The following is a 14913-nucleotide window of genomic DNA, read 5'->3' as shown; positions in this document are numbered from 1 at the left end:
AGTGAAGGCGCTTTTTGCCTTTGCTGGCTGAGCCGTTCTGGCCGAAGAGCTGGGAGGTGAAGCTGGACACCAAGAAAAGCGGAACCGACCGTTTAGCTCTGACAGACAGATAAGGATCAGCCAGTGAAGGCGCTTTTTGCCAATGCTTGCTGAGCCGTTCTGGCCGAAGAGCTGGGAGGTGAAGCTGGACATCAAGAAATGCGGAAAACAAGCAGACGATTGCCTTATTTGAGGCAATCGTCTGACTTTATTATTTTACGATGACAGCATCCATATTAGCAAAGGATTCTATCAATGCAGCAAGCTGTTTCATTTGTGCAAGGCGATTGTTTTTCAATGCCTCATCTTCGGCCATGACCATCGTTTCGTTAAAGTAAGATTGAATAAATGGCTGCAATGAGCGAAGGGCCGCAAATGCAGCATGGTATTCACCGGCAGCTGTCTTTGCTTCATACTCATCTTTTACGTGCATGAATTGATCATACAGCTCCTGCTCTTCTTTATTTTTGAAGAGTGCAGGATTAACTGTTTCTCCAGTGCCTTTTTTCGAGATATTTTGAACGCGTGCAAAAGCTTCCATTATTCCCTTAAAGCTTTCATCTTTAGCCGCATCTTCAAGAACTGCAGCTTTTTCCATGATGGCAGTCAGTTCCATTTTGCCTGCTCCAAGCACGGCATCAATGATATCGTATCTGATTTTTTTCTCATCAAGAACGTGTTTTACTCTCATTTTGAAAAATGCGAGCATTTCATTTTTCACTTTGTTTTGATCAATTTCTTTAAATGGTGCAAGAGCAAGGTCAAATAATTCGTCTAAAGAAATCGTCCATTTTTTTGCTAATAGGATTTGAACAATGCCGCTCGCCTGGCGTCTTAGGGCATATGGGTCCTGTGAGCCAGTCGGGATGACACCGATCGAGAAGAAGCCCGCAATGGTATCGAGCTTATCTGCAAGCGCCACAATCGCTCCTGCAGTTGAGGCCGGGGCTGAATCTTCAGCATGACGCGGCATGTAGTGCTCGTTTACTGCAGCTGCCACTTCTTCTGCTTCTCCGAATGCTCTGGCATACTTTTCGCCAATGATTCCCTGCAGCTCAGGAAATTCATATACCATGTGAGAAACAAGGTCGAACTTGCAAATCTCAGCTGCGCGCAAGACATGCGTTTTTTCTTTTGAGGATACGTTAAATCGTTCAGCAAGAATTTGTGAAAGGGAAGTCATTCTTCTGATTTTATCACCTGTAGATCCAAGGTCTTCATGGAAAACAATTTTATCAAGTTTTTTCACGTTGTCCGAAATCACAAGTTTTTGGTCTTCATTGTAAAAGAAAGCTGCGTCTGACAGACGTGCGCGCAAAACTTTTTCATTTCCTCTTGCCACGTTTTCAATATGATTGTGGTCTCCATTTCTGACTGTAACAAAATAAGGTAGCAAATCACCCTCCGCATTTTTCACCGGAAAATAGCGCTGATGTTCTTTCATTGTTGTGACCAGCACTTCTTCTGGAAGCGACAGATACTCTTCTTCAAATTTCCCAAACAATGCTGTCGGATACTCAACAAGATTGGTGACTTCTTCCAATAAATCTTTATCAATTGGAATATTCCACTTATTTTCTTCTTCAATATGATGCAGCTGTGTGAGAATAGCTTCTTTTCTTTTCACAGGGGATGCAATGACAAACTGTGAAAGCAGCGACTTTTCATATTCTGCTGGATGATTGATTACTTGATCTGAGCCCAAAAAGCGGTGTCCTCTTGTTTCTTTTCCAGTTTGGACGCCGGTAATGTTAAAAGAAATAACTTCCTGACCATACAGGGCAATTATCCATTTTATCGGCCTTGCAAATCTCAGTTCCTGAGATCCCCAGCGCATATTTTTAGGAAACGTAAGGCCAGTAATGATCTCTCTTAAATCTGATAAAAGTTCTTGTGTTTCTTTCCCTTTAATGAACTTTTGAACATGTGCATATTCAATGCCGCCAATTTCTTTAAAGAAGATATCCTCAACACTTGCTCCCTGGCCTCTTGAAAATCCAACAGCTGCCTTTGACCAATTTCCGTCTCCGTCAAGCGCAATTTTCTTAGCTGGCCCCTTAGCTTCTTCCTCGATATCCTCCTGTTTTGCAGCAACGCCCTCTATTTGCACCGCAAGTCTTCTTGGTGTTGAAAAAACATTTACCTCTCCAAAAGAGATATTTTTTTCCTTCAGCCAGTTCGTTGTTTTCAGAGAAAGCTGATTCATTGCATCTGCTACAAATCTTGCAGGCAATTCCTCCAGTCCGAGTTCAAGCAGCAAATCATGTTTAGTCATTTTGGTGAGCCTCCTCTTTTTTCAGCATTGGAAATCCTAATTTTTCTCTTTCATCATAAAACGTTTTTGCCACTTTTCTGGCCAGGTTTCTTACACGTCCAATGTATCCTGTTCTCTCTGTTACAGAAATGGCTCCTCTTGCATCAAGCAGATTAAATGTGTGAGAACATTTTAAAACATAGTCATATGCAGGATGAACGAGTCCTTCGTCCATTTGACGGTGCGCTTCTTTTTCATATATGGAAAACAGATTAAACAGCATCTCGGCGTCAGATGTTTCAAACGTATACTTTGAATGCTCAAATTCAGGCATCAAGAAAATATCGCGAACGGTAAATCCATCTGTCCATTCTAAATCAAATACATTTTCTTTATCCTGGATGTAGGAAGCCAGGCGTTCAATGCCATATGTGATCTCAACAGATACAGGCTTGCACTCAATGCCTCCAACTTGCTGAAAATAAGTAAACTGAGTAATTTCCATTCCATCAAGCCAGACTTCCCATCCAAGTCCGGCACAGCCAAGAGAAGGGTTCTCCCAGTTATCCTCAACGAAACGGATATCATGTTTCAGCGGATCAATGCCCAAAGCCTTTAAGGAATCCAAGTACAATTCCTGTATATTGTCAGGAGACGGCTTAATGATAACCTGAAATTGATGATGCTGATAAAGACGGTTCGGGTTTTCCCCGTAGCGGCCGTCAGCAGGACGTCGGGATGGCTCTACATAAGCTACTTTCCACGGCTCAGGACCAATTGCCTTTAGGAACGTGTAAGGACTCATCGTTCCTGCTCCTTTTTCAGTATCATAGGCCTGCATTAAAATACAGCCTTGATCTGACCAATGCTTTTGCAATGTTACTATCATGTCTTGAATATTCAAACCAAGCACCTCCACATATTTAATAAAAATATAAAACAAAAAACTCCCGTCTCTATGCTGTATGATTCAGCATAGGGACGAGAGTTAACCCGCGGTTCCACCCTAATTGCCAATGCATTTTATGTGCATCAGCCTCTTTCCGGCAAAGTCGCTCAAGAAACGCCTTTCTTCGCTTGTTATCCCTTAGCTCACACCATCCTAAGGTCGCTTTTCATAACGCTCTGCAAATACTCTTTTTCCTTCACAGCAACATATTAATTTACAAGCATCATAATAGAAACAGAAGACAAAGTCAATATGTATTCATCATGTCAGCTTTCCTTTTAACGATTCAATCTGATCTAAAAATTTCTTTGACTTTAGAAATATTCCGGAGTATTCACTGTAATAGGAATCAATCACCATTTTAATCTCTGCTTTAGTTTCAGGCTTTACAGTCACCCTGCCCAGCCTTTCTAAATCAAAATAATAAAATAAACGCAATAATTTAACGGTTGCCTGGGAAATCTGCAGTCTGTACGGATCTGCCTCAAAACATCTGTGACAGATAAATCCGTTTTCTCTTATCGAGAAATGAAAAGTTCCATCCTTGCTGCCGCAATTAACGCACGAATCAAGCTGCGGGTACATCCCAAGAACATTCACTATTTTCATCTCAAAAATATAAAGCAGGACATCGGGATCGATGCCCTCATTTAAGCGCTGAAGAGTCTGACTGAACAATTCAAAAAGAAAAGGATTAGGTTCATTTTGCTCTGTGCTTTTATCAAGCAATTCTGCGGCATACGAAGCATATGCCGTCAGAAAAATATCTTCCCTGATTCCCCGCATAGAAGAGATCGTCTCGCCCTGCTGCAGTCCTCCGAGTCCGGAAGATTTTTGAAATAAGAAATACCCGTATGTGAATAATTGAGTTGATGAGGTTAGCCTGCTATTAGGCTTTTTTGCCCCTCTGGCCATAACTCCCACTTTTCCAAGTTCACGGGTATAAATTTTCACAATTTTATTTGTTTCACCATAATCATTTGTTCTAATGACAATGCCTTCACATTTTTGAAGCAATCTTTCTCACCATCCAGAAGGATTCGGTCAGATCACGAAATTGGAAAATCTGCTTCAGCCAGCTCATGATCTTGTGAATCGGGTCCGTCACCAGTATCTTTTTCCATTTCCTTAAAAAGAAGATAGGTATCAATATTACCTGTTTGAATAAAGACTTTCCAGGTAAAATCCAACATGTAAACCCCCGCCTTTCTGTCGTTAAGACAAGCAAGCTATAGTCCAATTTCTATATTGTTATCTTGACCTGAGATCCTTCGTTTCATGTTAAACAAATTTTGTTAAATCAAGCGGTTTGCTAAAACACATTCTAAACTCAGTACTCATCTTCTCTAAATCCGAAGTCGCGAAGCTGAGTCATTTTATTGCGCCAATCCTTTTGTACTTTTACCCACAGTTCAAGGAAGACTTTAGTGCCAAGCAATGCTTCGATATCAACGCGGGCACGCTGCCCGACTTCTTTCAGCATTTTCCCCTGCTTGCCTATGACAATTCCTTTTTGGGAATCACGTTCAACAATGACTGTTGCGCTGACATAAATAGACTGATTGTTATCGCGTCTCTCAATAGCATCAATAACAACGGCGACAGAGTGCGGAATTTCTTCCCGCGTTAAATGCAGAACCTTCTCGCGGATCAATTCCGAAATAATAAATCTCTCAGGATGATCCGTTACTTGATCTGCAGGATAGTACTGCGGACCTGCAGGCAAATAGGATTCAATCTGCTCAAGAAGCGTATCGACATTGTTTCCCTGCAGCGCAGAAATAGGGATGATTTCTTTAAATGGATAATAAGCGCGATATTGATCAATTAACGGGAGCAATTGATCGGGGTGAATCTGATCAATTTTATTAATGATCAGAAAGACCGGTGTTTTTGTATGCTGCAGTTTTTCGATGATAAATTCATCTCCGCGGCCGTATCCTTCTTCAGCATTGATCATAAACAAAACAACGTCTACTTCTTTCAGCGTGTTTTGCGCTACTTTCATCATGAAGTCGCCGAGCTTGTGCTTTGGTTTGTGAATTCCTGGAGTATCTATGAAAACAATTTGAGATTCATTTGTCGTATACACGCCTTGTATTTTATTGCGTGTAGTCTGAGGTTTGTCGCTCATAATCGCAATCTTTTGACCAATCACCCGATTAAGGAACGTTGATTTCCCTACATTTGGTCTTCCAATGATGGAGACAAATCCGGATTTGTATTCTGTTTCTTTTTTATTCATGAAGATCCTCCGATGAAAATGCCCCAGGCAATAAATCTGCCACTGTCCATTCTTTTACATCACCATTCAAGTTTGTCAGGATAACCTTCATATCCTTTGGACAAAGCTCAGAAATAACCTGTCTGCAGGCTCCGCACGGTGAAACCGGACCTTCTGTATCAGCAACGATTGCAATGGCAGCGAACTCTTTGTCGCCTTCTGAGACAGCTTTAAACAACGCTGTCCTTTCAGCACAATTTGTCATGCCGTAAGAGGCGTTTTCAATGTTGCAGCCTCTGTATACTTTACCGTCTTTCGTTAATAGAGCAGCTCCAACCTGAAACTTGGAATAAGGAACATATGCCATTTCACGTGCTGCTTTTGCTTCTTTGATGAGTTGATCTGAGTTCAAAGCTCTACTTCCTTTCTGTATGGCGACATCATGTATATTTCTATTTTACCTAAAATAAGGTGAAATTTCACGCAGATGCCGCAAATGTAATTTAATTGTAAGAATTTTCTTATAACTTATAAGATTTTAGGGATAAAGATGATTAACCCTATAATAACTGCTAGCACTGCATAAATCAAAACCGCGCCTGCTGCAGCATCCTTGGCAGCTTTTGCAAGCGGATGATTTTCTGCCGTGACAAGATCAACAAGCCTTTCAACCGCAGTGTTCATCAGTTCAAGCGAGAGCATTCCCCCCATTAAAAAAAGGACAATCAGCCATTCAGTTAAACTGATATGAAAGAAGAAGGCTGCCGCGGCAACAAAAAGAGAAATCACGGTATGTATTTGAAAATTGCGTTCAGCTCCAAACGTGCTCTTTATCCCATCCCACGCATATGAAAAACTCCTGATAAAACGCTCCCGCTCAGATCTCTCTTTTGAGCCCATATGCATCCAGGATTTCTTTTTGTTTTCCAAACATTTTTTTCTCATCTTCCTCTGTCATATGATCATAGCCAAGAAGATGGAGAAGGCCGTGAACAGCAAGAAAACCAAGCTCTCTTGTAAAGGAATGACCATATTCCTCTGCCTGTTCTGCTGCACGGGGTACAGATATTATAATATCTCCTAAAATCGGAGGCATGTCCACCCCTATAATTGAAACTTCCCCTTCCCCCTGCTCTTCCATAGCAAAGGAAATCACATCTGTAACCTGATCTTTGCTGCGGTAATCCCGATTCATTTCTTTTATTTTATCATTGTCAACAAATGTAACCGACAGCTCGGCATCCTGTGCAATGCTTTCTGCATCTGCTGCAAACTGAAGGAGTGTTTCAACCATTTCCAGCTGCTTTTCTGTCAGCAATTCTGTTTCATCTGCCATATCGATGATCATTTTATTCATGCTTGTTTCACCTTCTGTTTTGAAATTTCCGGATATTCAATTCTCGAATGGAATATCCCTTTTAATGTTTCACTGAATGATTTTGCAATCATATCAAGCTCTCTGAGTGTTAAATCGCATTCGCTCAGCTGATGATCCTGAAGCCTGTCTGTTATGATGCCGCGAATCAGTTTTTCGATTTTGTCCGGAGTTGGACTTGCCATGGATCTAACTGCGGCTTCAACACTGTCTGCTATCGAAATAATAGCTATTTCTTTTGTTTGAGGTTTTGGTCCCGGATAACGAAACTCTTCTTCATAAATTTCAGGATGATTTTGTTTTGCTTTATGATAGAAAAACTTCAACAAAGTTGTTCCGTGATGCTGTTCTGCAATATCTGCAAATTCCTTTGGCATTTTGTGCCTGCGGAGAAGCTCTGCCCCATCTGACACATGTGAAATAATCACATTTTTGCTTAATTGAGGCGACAATTTGTCATGCGGATTTTCAATATTCATTTGATTTTCGATAAAATATTGAGGGCGTTTCGTCTTTCCAATATCATGATAATAGGCTCCCACACGCGCAAGAAGCCCATTCGCCCCAATTGCTTCACAAGCTGCCTCAGACAAGTTTGCCACCATGACACTGTGATGATATGTCCCCGGTGTTTCCGTTAATATTTTGCGGAGCAGCGGATGATTTGGATTTGAAAGTTCAATTAGTTTCATTGTAGACAGAATACCAAAACCCGTTTCAAAAAACGGCATAAATCCGATCGTCAAAACGGATGATACAAGACCCGAAGCAAGCGCCATGATAAAGTAAGAACCAAGTTCAATGTTTGAATAGCTTCCATTTTGCATTAACAGGATAGAAGTGATGATCAGGATATTGATCAAGGATACAAATAAACCTGTCTGGAGAATTCTTGAACGGACATTTTGCTCATTCAAAAATAAGACTCCTGCAATACTTCCAAATAGGAAGTAGACACCGATTGTGAAATTGAAGGTGCCCGTAACACCTTCATTAAAGATAATACTCCCGCATATGGCAAAAATAATACTCGTTAATATAGCAAGCCTTTCATGCAGAAGAAGTTTGATAAGCATTGCACCCATCGCAACCGGTACCAGATAACCTACATTAGAATAATCAATCTCCTGAAAGAAACTGATGATTTTTATAACAAGGATTGTAATGCTGAAAATTAACACGTAAAGAATAAGAGAATGATTCTTTCTCTCTGATGGCTTATCTGGAGCTTCAAAATAGTATATGAGTGTGGCAATAATCAGAAGAATAATCAGCATTAGGCCTGCAAACGGCTTTAGTGCAAGCTGATTATCAAGAAGCCCGACAAGATCTAGCTTTCTGTAGATGTCCCGGCTGATGTAACCGCCTTCTTCAACAAGAATCTGGCCTTGTTTTATCTGTACTTCTTTCACATCATCATATGCCTGCTGTTTTTTCTCTTCGGTCGCATCGAGATCAAAAACATAGTTTGCAATAACAGCATATCTTCCAAGCTGTACAGCTGCATTTGATAAGTCAGCCCGAAGTGTAGAAGACTTAAGATCCTCTTCTACCAGGTCCTTTGCTTCATCCTGTTTCTGAAGGGGAATTTCATCGCTCATTACGCGATTAACCGCAGTAATGACAGCATCTCTTGCAATAGACAATTCATTGTCTGAAGAGTCGAGCAGCGCTCTAAAGGTTTCATCGGGAATTTTTTCTCTAATGTCCGCTGTCAGCTTGTCCTTTAAACGTTTAAGCTTTTCATCTGCAGAAATGGAATACACTTCTTCCCCTTCAGTAACATTTTCATTCTGCATTTTTATTTCGTCTGCTGCCTCTTTATTTGTTTCTTTTGCAAAATCAAAAATGGATGTTATGACTTCTACTCTGTTTACAACATAGTCTTTTCTTAGAACATATTCATCCTCCACTGCATCATAGGCTTCCTGGCGCTTATTTTCCGTTTCATATGTATCATCAGCCTGAGTAGGAGCAATGATTGTTTGATCTGAATATGTGAAAAGTTCAACATCAATTGTTTCCGGCTTTACATTGCTGTAAAGCGAGACAAAAATGACCGCGGCGAGCATAATATACATCGAAATATGAATAAATTTATAATTCTTTAATTTATCGATCAGCTGACTAAGTTTTGGCTTTTGCTTCAATTTCATAACATCACCCCCTGCTCCCCTTTGCAATCGTGAAAAAAGTGACCCGAAATCGGGATGTCGGGTCACTTTGTCTGATCATATGCTTCGATGATTTTCGCAACCAGCGGGTGGCGGACAACATCTGATTGCTGCAGTTCGTTAAAAGCAATGCCGCTGACGGTACTTAACGTTTCTTTAGCGGCAGCAAGTCCTGATTTTACGCCTTTTGGCAAGTCTACCTGTGTAATATCCCCGGTGATGACCATTTTGGAACCAAAACCAAGCCTTGTCAAAAACATCTTCATTTGAGCAGGTGTCGTATTCTGGGCTTCATCTAAAATGACAAAGGCATCATCAAGCGTTCTTCCTCTCATGTAAGCAAGAGGTGCAATTTCAATCGTTCCTCTTTCAATTAATCTTTGTGTGTGCTCCGTTCCAAGAACATCATGCAAAGCGTCATAAAGAGGGCGAAGATAAGGATCAACTTTTTCCTTAAGATCCCCCGGCAGAAAGCCCAGGCTTTCACCGGCTTCTACTGCAGGTCTGGTTAAAATGATTTTTTTTACTCCGTTATTTTTCAATGCGCTCACTGCCATGACAACGGCCAGATAGGTTTTTCCTGTTCCTGCAGGTCCAATTCCAAAGACAAGATCTTTACTCCTGATAGAAGAGATGTAATGTCTTTGTCCGAGCGTTTTAACTCTGATTGATTTCCCCCGGGCATCTTTGCTGATTTCATCTACATATAATGCTTCAAATTCATCAAGTTTTAATCGTTTTGCCATCTCAATTCCGTATAGAACGTCGCGTTCACTAATAGTGATTCCTTTTCGGATCAGGACAAGCAGAGATTTTAAAACATCATTCACTGTCTGAACGCTGTCAGGCTCCCCGGAAACATAAACTGCTTCGCCTCTTGTAACAATGGAGACGTTCAGCTCCTCTTCCATTCGCTTTAAATGTGCATCATTGTTCCCAAAAAGAGCAACGGCTTCATTTGGATTTTCTAATTGCTGATTTATCGTAACTAGTTCTTCTGGCATGATTTAATCTCCCTGAACAATTGGTGTTGTTTTTACGATATTTTCTATAACTTGGTAGAGCACTGTTAGTTTTACTTTACCATTCTCGTTCGTCTCGTGCAAAACTTTTTGGCCCTTTATTTCTGCTTCTTCCCCCAATTCATTCATTAATTTTTTCTTGCCCTGCTCAAGCCCGGCTTTTCTCGCTCCTTCTTTGTTGTACGTTCGTGTAACAATTTCTTTTTCACGATATATTTTTTTGCCGTATCCAATCGGCAGCTCCCACTTCAGAAATTTAATGGATCTAATGTCTTCCTCCACTTCAGATTTTGTAAACATGTCCTGTTTAAACCCCCACACCTGAAGCTGCCATGAACCAACTTCTAAATAATACTTCCGCTTTTCATCGCCTGAAAAAACATTAAACGTTGTTTTAATAGGTACAACGACTTCAGCTTGATACCAGGTTTCTCCCAGTATCTCCGCTTTCGCTGCCACCTTCTGCTGATTCTTCTCATTGCCTATTAATCCAGAAACAAGCATTTGCCCTTTTTTTACATGCTCGTTTATAGTGACCGCAGGCTGTCCTTTTTCAACATACATCTTAGTAATAATTGCTTTTTTCTTTGCAACGATATGCTGGGGACTTGAATACGATATTTTTTCAGGTTCATTTTTCTCTACAACTTCAAAATGATAATTTGTGCCCTTCAGTTCAACTCCAACCCAAGTAAGTTCTTTAATATTGTTTGTCAGATTTTTTTGAATGGAATCCGGATCCAGTGTCAGGAATTGCAATTTTCCAGGCTTCACGCCCATAGCATCAAGCTCTTTTCTAATAAGATGCTCCGTGCTGGGCTTAGCTCCCTTAATATCGATTCCCCAGATCATGTTGGATAAAAGGAGAATAACGGTAAAAAACAATACGAACCCTATAACAAATCCGCTGTTTTTCAAGGATTTTTGAACGAGAAAAGGCAGACCCGACACTTTCTTCAAAGAGCATTTGCATTCATTATTTCGGGCTGCTGCCCGGATGGCATGTACATCTTTCAGCCGAATAAAAAAAGAGACCGCCTCTCCCTCTCTCCTTACATTCCACACTGGTACGTCCTTCCTGATGCAGTCATTAATAAACCTTTCTGTTCCCCTCCCTTTAATTGTGACTTTTATGACACCGTAAAAGAAATGCATCCATTGGTTTTTCATCGTGATCCTCCTGTCTTCATGATTGCTCTAAGTAATTGACTTGATCGATTTTCCCCTGTAAAAGGATTTCTTCGGGCAAAATCGCTTTTATGACAAAGGCCTCACCTTTAATCTGAAGCTGCCCCTGTTTGAGGAGAAGCCGCAGTTCATTATCTGTAAAAGTGAGCAGCCCTCTATGATTTTCAATATAAATATGTATTTGGCCGATCATCGTGATACGGGGAAGATCCATCATGACATCCTGGGGTATTTCTGCTGTTCGTGAGATCCATTTCGCTACTTGCTGTCGCCATTTTTTCGCCATAAAAAAGAACCCCCTCTCATCTCATATGTATGAGCAGAAAGGGGGTTCTAACACTTCTTTTTTAAACTCGGCGTTTAGCAGAAGGATGAGGCTTTTTAGATCTTGGCGAACCAAGAATTTCACTCCAGATAAAACCTTGAACAACATTATCCTTATTGATGACATGGTTTGCTTTCGTGTGCTCAGACTGTCTGATTTTAGAAACAGTCATAATTTCAGTCTTGATTTCATCAGCTGCTGAGCCAATTTCATTTCCAAGCTCGCTCGAATCCGTTTTTGCTGCCTGATATCCGGATTCAATTGTTTGAATCGCTTCCTTCATGCGTTCTTTAACCGGCTGCTGATTTGCGGTCTGGTCAATTGAAGGGACAGGCGCAGCAGAGGCAGGTTTTTCTTTTTGCCTCCGCTGTTGTCTTTCCTTCTTTTTTTTGCCGAATAAGGATGATACTGCAAAGATCAGACCCGCGATGACTAATGGATTGCCAAGAATAAAATCTACTAATTCCATTCTTCAGCACCTCCTTTTCGAGCTTTGACTATTTATTATCATGATCCGGCTGATCTTTTGATAACTTTCCGATTGAATCTCTCATATCTGTATCGGCATTTATATTCTCAAAATTCATATAGTCCATTACACCAATTTTTCCATTTCGCAATGCTTCAGCCATTGCAAGCGGAACCGTTGCTTCCGCTTCCACTACTTTCGCTCTCATTTCCTGCGTTTTTGCATTCATTTCCTGTTCAAGAGCGACCGCCATAGCACGGCGTTCTTCAGCTTTAGCCTGGGCAATCTTCTTATCTGCCTCGGCTTGATCGGTCTGTAAGATGGCTCCAATATTTTTGCCGATATCAACATCCGCTATATCAATCGACAGAATTTCAAATGCAGTTCCGGAATCTAAGCCTTTATTTAACACCGTTTGAGAAATCATATCAGGATTCTCAAGGACTTTTTTGTGATTGCCGGAAGAACCGATTGTACTGACAATCCCTTCACCTACACGGGCAATAATCGTTTCTTCGCCTGCGCCTCCGACTAACCGTTCGATATTTGCACGGACCGTGATGCGGGCTTTAGCCTTGACTTCAATTCCATCCATTGCCACACCTGCGATAAACGGCGTTTCTATAACTTTAGGATTTACACTCATTTGAACGGCCTCTAAAACATCCCTTCCAGCAAGGTCAATGGCGGCGCATCGTTCAAAAGACAGTTCGATATTCGCACGTTCTGCGGCAATTAAGGCATTGACTACGCGGTCAACATTTCCTCCTGCTAAATAATGACTCTCAAGCTGATTAATCGTAACACCAAGTCCAGCTTTATGCGCTTTAATTAATGGATTAATGATTCGGTTCGGGCTTACGCGGCGAAGCCTCATTCCAATAAGGGTGAAGATGCTGATTCGAACACCTGCAGCAAGTGCTGAGATCCATAGCGTAATCGGTACAAATGTAAATAATACACCTATTAATATAACTCCAATAACAATTAACCCTAATGTTAACAGCAATGACGGATCCATTGTACTCCTCCTTGTATTAAAGGATTTCTCTCACAACAACACGAGAGCCTTCTACTTTAACAACTTTTATTTTTTGATCTTTAGTAATATACGTGCCTTCTGTCACAACATCGATTCGTTCATCATCTATGAGTGCCGTTCCTGATGGCCTCATGGAAGTAAGGGCAATGCCCGTTTTTCCGATCAGCTCCAGACGGTTCCGGTTTGAAACATACCCGCTTTCAGTATTTGTAGAATCGCGCAAGATCAATTTTTTAAATATATTCATACGTTTTCCAAACACCTTTACAAATATGATGGCTGCCGTAACGGCAACGAGCAGTGCCACACCTAATGAAAATGCCATATATGCAATATCATCAGTTGCGATGAAAAAGCTTAATAGGATCGCTCCAAACCCAATAAAGCCTATTATTCCGCCGGGAACAAAAAACTCAGCGGCCACCAGAATCAATCCAACAATGAACAAAATCACAGTTTCAAGTCCAGCAAGCCCCGCAATATAATGTCCGTAAAAGAACAGGAACAGAGAGGAGAGGCCCATGAAGCCCGGCAGTCCAAAACCAGGACTGTATAATTCAACGATAAGTCCAAGACTTCCAATCGAAAGCAGAATCGGAATCACAATGGGATGGGTCACAAATCTTGCTACTTTTTCAGCGAAGCTCACTTCAATATCAATCACTTCAGCAGAACTTAAGTGCAGTTCTTTTAACAAACTGTCCATATTTTCAGCGATGCCTTCAGCATAGTTTACTTCTAACGCCTGATTTGCAGTCAATGTCAATAAATCACCCTTGCCTGCCCCAAACTCAGGAAGGTCAATATCAGGATCAGCCATCGCAAGTGCATATTTTGAATCTCTGTTATTCTGTTCGGCTGATTCTTTCATTTCAGCGAGCCAGAGAGATTCCGCTTTTTTATCAGCTGTATTGCCCTCGAGATCAATAATTGCCGCAGAACCCATCTTGGCCCCAGGGACCATGTAAATCTGGTCAGCATTTAAGGCAATATAAGCTCCAGCCGATAATGCCCTTCTGTCAATAAAAGCGGTTACAGGGATTTCTGATGCTCTTATTGTGTCCGCAATTTCAAGTGCTGCATCAACCGCTCCGCCCGGAGTATTTATATCGAGAATAATGTGGTCAGCATTTTCAGCTCTTGCTTCCTTAAAAGATCTCTTAATAAATTGTGACAGCCCTTTTTCAACGGTTTCTTCAATTGGAATGACTGCTACTTTTTCAGAATGATTATCTGCAGCGGGCATATACGCGCTGCCGAACAAGGAAAGAAACAAAACACAGCCAAATAATATGTGAAATAAACGGTTATGATTTCCCATCAACTAAATCACAAGCCTCCTTTCAATCGTAAGCTTTAACCGTAATACGTTTCAACTTAAGTATAGGTTTCGTTTTTGGGAAAAATTCTTACTAGAAAAGCGGAATCGCCCGTTTAGCTCCGACAGACAGATAAGGATCAGCCAGTGAAGGCGCTTTTTGCCTTTGCTGGATGATCCGTTCTGGCCGAGGAGTTGGGCGATGGAGCTGGACAATACAGAAAAGCGGAACCGACTGTTCAGCTCCGACAGGCAGATAAAGATTCGCCATTAAAGGCGCTTTTTGCCTTTAATGGCGAATCTGTTCTGACCGAGGAGTTAGGAGGTGGAGCTGGACAATGTGTGATGCAGAAAAACCCGTTTAGCTCCTACAGACAAATAAGGATCAGCCAGTGAAGGCGCTTTTTGCCTTTGCTGGATGATCCGTTCTGGCCGAGGAGTTGGGCGATGGAGCTGGACAATACAGAAAAGCGGAACCGACTGTTCTGACCGAGGAGTTAGGAGGTGGAGCTGGACAATGTGTGATGCAGAAAA

At 41.3% G+C, this 14913-nt stretch carries 16 protein-coding genes; all 16 read right to left on the bottom strand.

Going from position 1 to position 14913, the window contains the following annotated elements; genetic code table 11:
• Window positions 1-250: 250 nt before the first annotated feature.
• A complete protein-coding gene (glyS, locus tag ABEQ24_RS20125) occupies window positions 251-2314 on the bottom strand; it encodes a glycine--tRNA ligase subunit beta (RefSeq protein WP_430008446.1) in 2064 nt (687 codons plus the stop codon).
• On the bottom strand, window positions 2307-3197 hold the full coding sequence (glyQ, locus tag ABEQ24_RS20120) for a glycine--tRNA ligase subunit alpha (RefSeq protein ID WP_430008445.1): 891 nt from the start codon (window positions 3195-3197) through the stop codon (window positions 2307-2309). Before glyQ ends, glyS begins: the two co-directional genes overlap by 8 nt.
• Window positions 3198-3503: 306 nt before the next feature.
• The gene (gene recO, locus ABEQ24_RS20115; RefSeq protein ID WP_430008444.1) at window positions 3504-4259 is read right to left on the bottom strand and encodes a DNA repair protein RecO; all 756 of its coding nucleotides are present in this window, start codon (window positions 4257-4259) and stop codon (window positions 3504-3506) included.
• Between the two features lie 32 nt (window positions 4260-4291).
• Window positions 4292-4435, bottom strand: a complete 144-nt coding sequence (locus tag ABEQ24_RS20110) for a YqzL family protein (RefSeq protein ID WP_430008443.1) — start codon at window positions 4433-4435, stop codon at window positions 4292-4294.
• A gap of 137 nt (window positions 4436-4572) precedes the next feature.
• The gene (gene era / locus ABEQ24_RS20105; protein WP_133310065.1) at window positions 4573-5487 is read right to left on the bottom strand and encodes a GTPase Era; all 915 of its coding nucleotides are present in this window, start codon (window positions 5485-5487) and stop codon (window positions 4573-4575) included.
• A complete protein-coding gene (locus ABEQ24_RS20100; protein ID WP_430008442.1) occupies window positions 5480-5878 on the bottom strand; it encodes a cytidine deaminase in 399 nt (132 codons plus the stop codon). The genes era and ABEQ24_RS20100 overlap by 8 nt, the downstream gene beginning before the upstream one ends.
• Before the next feature lie 116 nt (window positions 5879-5994).
• Window positions 5995-6372 (bottom strand): diacylglycerol kinase family protein, encoded by a 378-nt coding sequence (locus ABEQ24_RS20095; protein ID WP_430008455.1) that lies wholly within the window; start codon window positions 6370-6372, stop codon window positions 5995-5997.
• Window positions 6344-6814, bottom strand: coding sequence for an rRNA maturation RNase YbeY (gene ybeY / locus ABEQ24_RS20090; RefSeq protein ID WP_430008454.1), 471 nt, complete (start codon window positions 6812-6814; stop codon window positions 6344-6346). Before ybeY ends, ABEQ24_RS20095 begins: the two co-directional genes overlap by 29 nt.
• 5 nt (window positions 6815-6819) lie before the next feature.
• Window positions 6820-8997, bottom strand: coding sequence for an HD family phosphohydrolase (locus ABEQ24_RS20085; RefSeq protein WP_430008441.1), 2178 nt, complete (start codon window positions 8995-8997; stop codon window positions 6820-6822).
• A 62-nt stretch (window positions 8998-9059) separates the two neighbouring features.
• Window positions 9060-10019, bottom strand: a complete 960-nt coding sequence (locus ABEQ24_RS20080) for a PhoH family protein (RefSeq protein WP_430008440.1) — start codon at window positions 10017-10019, stop codon at window positions 9060-9062.
• A gap of 3 nt (window positions 10020-10022) precedes the next feature.
• Window positions 10023-11207, bottom strand: coding sequence for a sporulation protein YqfD (gene yqfD, locus ABEQ24_RS20075; protein ID WP_430008439.1), 1185 nt, complete (start codon window positions 11205-11207; stop codon window positions 10023-10025).
• Between the two features lie 16 nt (window positions 11208-11223).
• The gene (gene yqfC / locus ABEQ24_RS20070) at window positions 11224-11511 is read right to left on the bottom strand and encodes a sporulation protein YqfC (protein WP_430008438.1); all 288 of its coding nucleotides are present in this window, start codon (window positions 11509-11511) and stop codon (window positions 11224-11226) included.
• Between the two features lie 61 nt (window positions 11512-11572).
• The gene (locus ABEQ24_RS20065) at window positions 11573-12019 is read right to left on the bottom strand and encodes a hypothetical protein (RefSeq protein ID WP_430008437.1); all 447 of its coding nucleotides are present in this window, start codon (window positions 12017-12019) and stop codon (window positions 11573-11575) included.
• A 28-nt stretch (window positions 12020-12047) separates the two neighbouring features.
• Window positions 12048-13040, bottom strand: a complete 993-nt coding sequence (gene floA / locus ABEQ24_RS20060) for a flotillin-like protein FloA (RefSeq protein ID WP_070875430.1) — start codon at window positions 13038-13040, stop codon at window positions 12048-12050.
• Between the two features lie 16 nt (window positions 13041-13056).
• Entirely contained in the window at window positions 13057-14382 is a 1326-nt protein-coding gene (locus tag ABEQ24_RS20055) for an NfeD family protein (protein ID WP_430008453.1), read from the bottom strand.
• A 91-nt stretch (window positions 14383-14473) separates the two neighbouring features.
• Window positions 14474-14650 (bottom strand): hypothetical protein, encoded by a 177-nt coding sequence (locus tag ABEQ24_RS20050; protein ID WP_430008436.1) that lies wholly within the window; start codon window positions 14648-14650, stop codon window positions 14474-14476.
• Between the last annotated feature and the right edge of the window lie 263 nt (window positions 14651-14913).

The organism is Metabacillus idriensis, assembly GCF_050483325.1.
Taxonomy (GTDB): Bacteria; Bacillota; Bacilli; order Bacillales; family Bacillaceae; genus Bacillus_P; species Bacillus_P idriensis_A.
The sequence above is the reverse complement of the archived record's forward strand: the minus strand, read 5'-3'. Positions and strand labels throughout refer to the sequence as shown.